The organism is Wandonia sp. (genome assembly GCF_984588085.1).
This window is the reverse complement of sequence record NZ_CFIGVI010000045.1, coordinates 15,980-20,533: the sequence shown is the minus strand read 5'-3', so window position 1 is coordinate 20,533 and position 4,554 is coordinate 15,980. Positions and strand designations below refer to the sequence as shown.

The window sequence follows — 4,554 nt, the reverse complement described above, 5'->3', positions numbered from 1 at the left end:
CGAATTGTTCCTCCTTTTTCTGTAATGTCAGCCAGTGATGCCTCAATTTCTCCCTCTTCAAGAACAAAACAAACTACAGGAGTTCCCGGACGGAACTGGGAAGTATCAACAGGATGTAAAAATTCAAAATCAATTTGCGGAAAATCGCCAGCGCCAAAGTAGTTGTGCTTACTTTTTAAAGGGTGTAAAGCCGCTCCCAGTTGTTTAAGTTCTTTCAGGGAATGAGAAGTAAGTTCTTTACCGTACCTGTCCTGTTGTGCTTGTTTTTCGAGTGAGATAAGCTGTCGTTGTGCATCGAGATATATTGAAATGTCCGTCATAATCGTGATTTGAATGCGAATTTAAAGGATTCAATGACAAAACGCATCTGTTTTGGTATCTTTACCTGCAAGGACTTTTAAATTGGAACATAAGTGATGAAAGCAAAAGAAAACTGGAATACTTTGTCGGAAGAAGAACAGCGTATCTTACTAAGGAAAGGTACCGAGATGCCTTTTACAGGAGAATACGACAACCATTTTGTAAAAGGAATTTATGTTTGCAGGCAATGTGAAGCACCTTTATACCGCTCGGAAGATAAATTTAATAGTGGGTGCGGATGGCCTGCATTTGATGACGAATTTCCCGGAGCGGTAAAAAAAGTTCTGGACAGAGACGGCAGACGTACCGAGATTCTTTGTGCAAATTGTGGCGGACATCTTGGTCACGTGTTTTATGGTGAGCAGTTGACCCAAAAGAATACGCGGCATTGTGTCAATTCACTATCGATGAAATTTATTCCCGTTTCAGATTTGAGTTAAAGACGCACAAAAAAGACAAAAAGCATGGAAAAGATCGTTTTGATTCACGGAGCACTCGGAAATGCTTCAGAAATGTTCCCGATTGGTAAATGGTTGGAAGAACGGTTTACGGTCCTGTACTATGAGATTCCGGGGCATGGCGATCGCCGTAACGAAATAGACTCCTTCTCCATGGAAACTGTTATACGCGATTTTTCTACTTTTTTAGATGAGGTAGGAGAGACCTTTGTTTTCGGGTTTAGTCTGGGAGGCTATCTTGCTTTGTCAGCAGTCGCAGGAGGAGAGAATCGAATTAAAGGAATCGTTACGTTGGGAACGAAAACCGATTGGTCTCCCGAAGAGGCGAAAAAAGAAATGGCCAATCTGGCGATTGAGCTGATACAAGAAAAATCGGAAGCATTTTATACATATCTGAACGAATTACACGGAGACCATCTGGAGATTTTGTGCAGTTCTACAGCTTCTTTTATGAGAGAACTGGGAGATAATCCGGTACTGACAAAAGAAACGGTAAAAGACATTACCATTCCTGTTCGTATGGGACGAGGTGGAAAAGATAGAATGGTTAGTAAAGAAGCTACTCTGGAAATTTGTTCGGCTTTACAGAATGGCATTTACAGAGAAGTTCCTTCGTTTCCGCATCCTGTCGGATTCCTGAATCCAAAGCGGGTTGCCCAATTTATTGAAACGAATGTACATTCGTTCTGTTATCAGTTTGTGCAGACCAGTGAAGGAAAGTTGGCCTATATGACAATTGGGGAGGAGAAACCGGATGAACCGATTGTTCTCTTTCTTCATGAGGGATTAGGATCTATACAGCAATGGGGAGATTTTCCCGAAAAGTTGTGTCAGGTTCTGGGATTAAGCGGTGTTGTATTTGAACGCAGGGGATATGGATATTCGGATGCGGTACATCACCAACGAACAGACAGATATCTACATGAGGCGGCTTTGTGTGAGCTACCGGAATTTATCGAGCAGGTAGTACAGAAACATCCCTTGATTCTTGTCGGACATTCCGATGGAGGAAGTATTGCCTTGCTGTATGCTGCTGCTTTTCCGGAACATGTCGAAGGAGTAATTACAATGGCTGCGCACGTGTATAATGAGGAAGTTACGATACAAGGTGTCAAAGAAGCCCGTGAAGCCTGGAACAATGGCAAATTGAAAGGTTTGGAAGTATTTCATGCGGAGAAAACAGAAAAAGTCTTTTTGGATTGGAATGACACCTGGCAAACCGAAGCGTTTCGTACCTGGAATATTGAAAAGGATATTGTTAGTCGATCAAGTTATCCTGCGTTAATTATTCAGGGAGAGGATGACCAGTATGGATCTCCCGAACAAGTAAGAGATTGTGTACGCGCTTTGGGAGAAGAAGCTGAAGGCGTTTTAATCCCTGATGCGGGACATAGTCCTCATTTGGATGCAGAAGGAGAAGTTTTGCGCGAAATGAGTGAGTTCACCCGAGAGATACGCAGTTTTGAAATCGAAGAATAATCGGTTTCAGACGCTATTTGAATAAAGATAAAAAGTCCATCAGGTCCGGATGCGCTCAGTAATCTATTTGGTAATTTTTTTAACAGTTGAATAAATACTATGTGCGCATAAAAATTGTATATTTAGAGAATGGAAACAAACAGACCTTTGGTAAGTGATTTATTAGGTATAGAAGTACCGATTATAGTCGCACCAATGTTCTTGGTGTCGAATGAGGCTATGATTATTGCAGCGTGTAATGCAGGAGCTACTGCTGCTATTCCGGCACTGAATTACAGAACAGTAGACGAATTACGGGAGGGAATCCGCCGTATCAAAGCAGCTACGGATAAACCTTTCGGTATAAATCTGATTGTCAATAAGTCTAATTTATTATACAAAGAGCAACTGGAAGTTTGTTGTGAAGAGAAAATCGCATTTTTTATCACTTCCTTAGGGTCTCCGAAGCAAACTATTGACCACGCACATGCAAACGGGATAAAAGTCTTTTGTGATGTGACAGACGTGCAGTATGCGAAAAAGGTAGATGAATTAGGAGCAGATGCGATTATTGCCGTAAATAAAGACGCTGGCGGGCATGCGGGAGGAATTACCGCAGCAAAATTAGTTCCTGAATTATTGAAAGCCTGCAAAGCTCCGGTGATTAGTGCAGGAGGAGTTTCTACACCGGATGGGGTGACAGAAATAATGAAAATGGGGGCTTCCGGATTGTCAATCGGTTCGGTTTTTATCGCAACAGAAGAAGCAGGTGTCTCAGATGAGTACAAACAGGCCATTGTCGATTATGGAGCTAAAGATATTGTGATGACTACCAAGTTGTCAGGAACACCTTGTACGGTGATTAAAACCCCTTATGTCGAAAAGATAGGTACGGAACAAAACTGGTTGGAAAAAATTCTGAATAAAAACAAACGGCTAAAAAAATGGTTTAAGGCACTTACCTTTTTGCGGGGCATGAAAAAATTGAGAAAAGCAGCGTTTAGCGCTACTTATAAGACTTTATGGTGTGCGGGGCCAAGTATTGAACATGTAAAAGCTATTCGGCCGTTACAGGATGTGATTACAGAATTAAAAGACGGAGTTCCTGATGAAAAGTAAATTTCCATCTGCTAAAGAAATGCAGCGAAAACTTTGGTTACTAGGTTTTTTCAAGATTCCAATGCTATTTTATTGTCGACCTAAATTGCTGCAGTTTGATGAAACGTATGCTGTGGTTCAGATTCGTAATAGAAGAAGGGTGCGTAATCACCTTAGGTCGATTTATTTTGGAGCCTTGATGGTGGGGGGGGATACCTGTGCCGGATTACATGCCTACGCGTATTCAGTACAAAGGAATAAAAAGATTTCTCTTGCCTTTAAGAGCTGTAGTGCTCAGTTTTTCAGGAGAGTTGAAACAGATGTGCTGTTTGTAAGCTCGCACGGAAAAAAAATAGAGGAAATGATGGAGATTGCAGAAAAGACAAAAGAACGGCAAAACCTGATTATCCCGATTGACGTTTTTGATAAAGAAAACGAAAAAGTAGCCCGGATAGAAATGGAGCTATCGGTGAAAATTGTCGGATAACCTGTTAGTTTAGGTTATTCAGACTGTTTAGATTAATTCCCCCGTAATAATCCGTATTTTGATTGGTTTGTAACTTCGTTAGTGTTGTTATTTGCCCGGTGTGATACGAAAAGTGCTCGATAACGTGAATAATGATTGAAAAACCACTTTCTTTTAATTCCTGGATGACATATTTTTTTTGAAGATCCTTTTCTTCGAGCAGATCTAGTGTTTCGATGAGGTTAATACGCAAATTTTCCATTAAAAATAGAAGGTCAGACTTCTTTATATTACGATGAATGATAAACTCACTTTCCCGGTCTCTGTTATCTTCTTTATCTCCCAAAGCAGAAAGAATCCATTGCCTGGCATTTCCACACAAATGAATGATGAGATTACCCACGGAGGGAATATTTCCGGAAGGAGAGTTCCAGATCTGTTCCTCATTCAGCATTCCCAGGCATTTAAATATCCGGGGATAAGATTCATCAAAAACCCGGTGTTTAAATTGATCGATCAGCTGATTTTTACAACTCATTTCCATGTGTTTATCTTTTATTTCGCTATGAAGTTAAAAAAAATATAAAATCTTTGCAATCGATTTCGTTGAAATTACTTATATTTGCGCTCTCAAAAATGGTGGTTGTAGCTCAGTAGGTTAGAGCGTCGGATTGTGGTTCCGAAGGTCGTGGGTTCGAGACCCATCTTCCACCC

Annotated in this window: 6 protein-coding genes and 1 tRNA gene; 5 read left to right on the top strand and 2 right to left on the bottom strand. The window is 40.8% G+C overall.

Annotation, left to right across the window (positions count from 1 at the left end; all coding sequences use genetic code 11):
- Positions 1 to 320, bottom strand: a 320-nt coding sequence (locus tag AC4PL9_RS13045) for a hypothetical protein (RefSeq protein WP_491605185.1), incomplete at its 3' end; no start/stop codon positions are given.
- Between the two features lie 96 nt (positions 321 to 416).
- Between AC4PL9_RS13045 and AC4PL9_RS13040 the strand changes: the two genes are divergently transcribed.
- The 4 genes from AC4PL9_RS13040 to AC4PL9_RS13025 all read left to right on the top strand — a co-directional run bounded on the left by AC4PL9_RS13040 (position 417) and on the right by AC4PL9_RS13025 (position 3,861).
- A complete protein-coding gene (locus AC4PL9_RS13040) occupies positions 417 to 800 on the top strand; it encodes a methionine-R-sulfoxide reductase (RefSeq protein WP_491605184.1) in 384 nt (127 codons plus the stop codon).
- Between the two features lie 24 nt (positions 801 to 824).
- Entirely contained in the window at positions 825 to 2,297 is a 1,473-nt protein-coding gene (locus tag AC4PL9_RS13035) for an alpha/beta fold hydrolase (protein WP_491605183.1), read from the top strand.
- Between the two features lie 129 nt (positions 2,298 to 2,426).
- On the top strand, positions 2,427 to 3,395 hold the full coding sequence (locus tag AC4PL9_RS13030) for an NAD(P)H-dependent flavin oxidoreductase (RefSeq protein ID WP_491605182.1): 969 nt from the start codon (positions 2,427 to 2,429) through the stop codon (positions 3,393 to 3,395).
- Positions 3,385 to 3,861, top strand: coding sequence for a DUF4442 domain-containing protein (locus tag AC4PL9_RS13025; protein ID WP_491605181.1), 477 nt, complete (start codon positions 3,385 to 3,387; stop codon positions 3,859 to 3,861). The genes AC4PL9_RS13030 and AC4PL9_RS13025 overlap by 11 nt, the downstream gene beginning before the upstream one ends.
- Positions 3,862 to 3,865: 4 nt before the next feature.
- On the opposite strand, the gene AC4PL9_RS13020 is transcribed toward AC4PL9_RS13025, so the two are convergent.
- Positions 3,866 to 4,378, bottom strand: a complete 513-nt coding sequence (locus AC4PL9_RS13020; RefSeq protein ID WP_491605180.1) for a DinB family protein — start codon at positions 4,376 to 4,378, stop codon at positions 3,866 to 3,868.
- Positions 4,379 to 4,478: 100 nt separating this feature from the next.
- Between AC4PL9_RS13020 and AC4PL9_RS13015 the strand changes: the two genes are divergently transcribed.
- A tRNA-His gene (locus AC4PL9_RS13015) sits at positions 4,479 to 4,554 on the top strand.

Coding starts and splice junctions, on each gene's coding strand:
- AC4PL9_RS13025 (WP_491605181.1), top strand. CDS start 3,385: ATGAAAAGTAAATTTCCATCTGCTAAAGAAATGCAGCGAAAACTTTGG.
- AC4PL9_RS13020 (WP_491605180.1), bottom strand. CDS start 4,378: ATGAGTTGTAAAAATCAGCTGATCGATCAATTTAAACACCGGGTTTTT.
- AC4PL9_RS13030 (WP_491605182.1), top strand. CDS start 2,427: ATGGAAACAAACAGACCTTTGGTAAGTGATTTATTAGGTATAGAAGTA.
- AC4PL9_RS13040 (WP_491605184.1), top strand. CDS start 417: ATGAAAGCAAAAGAAAACTGGAATACTTTGTCGGAAGAAGAACAGCGT.
- AC4PL9_RS13035 (WP_491605183.1), top strand. CDS start 825: ATGGAAAAGATCGTTTTGATTCACGGAGCACTCGGAAATGCTTCAGAA.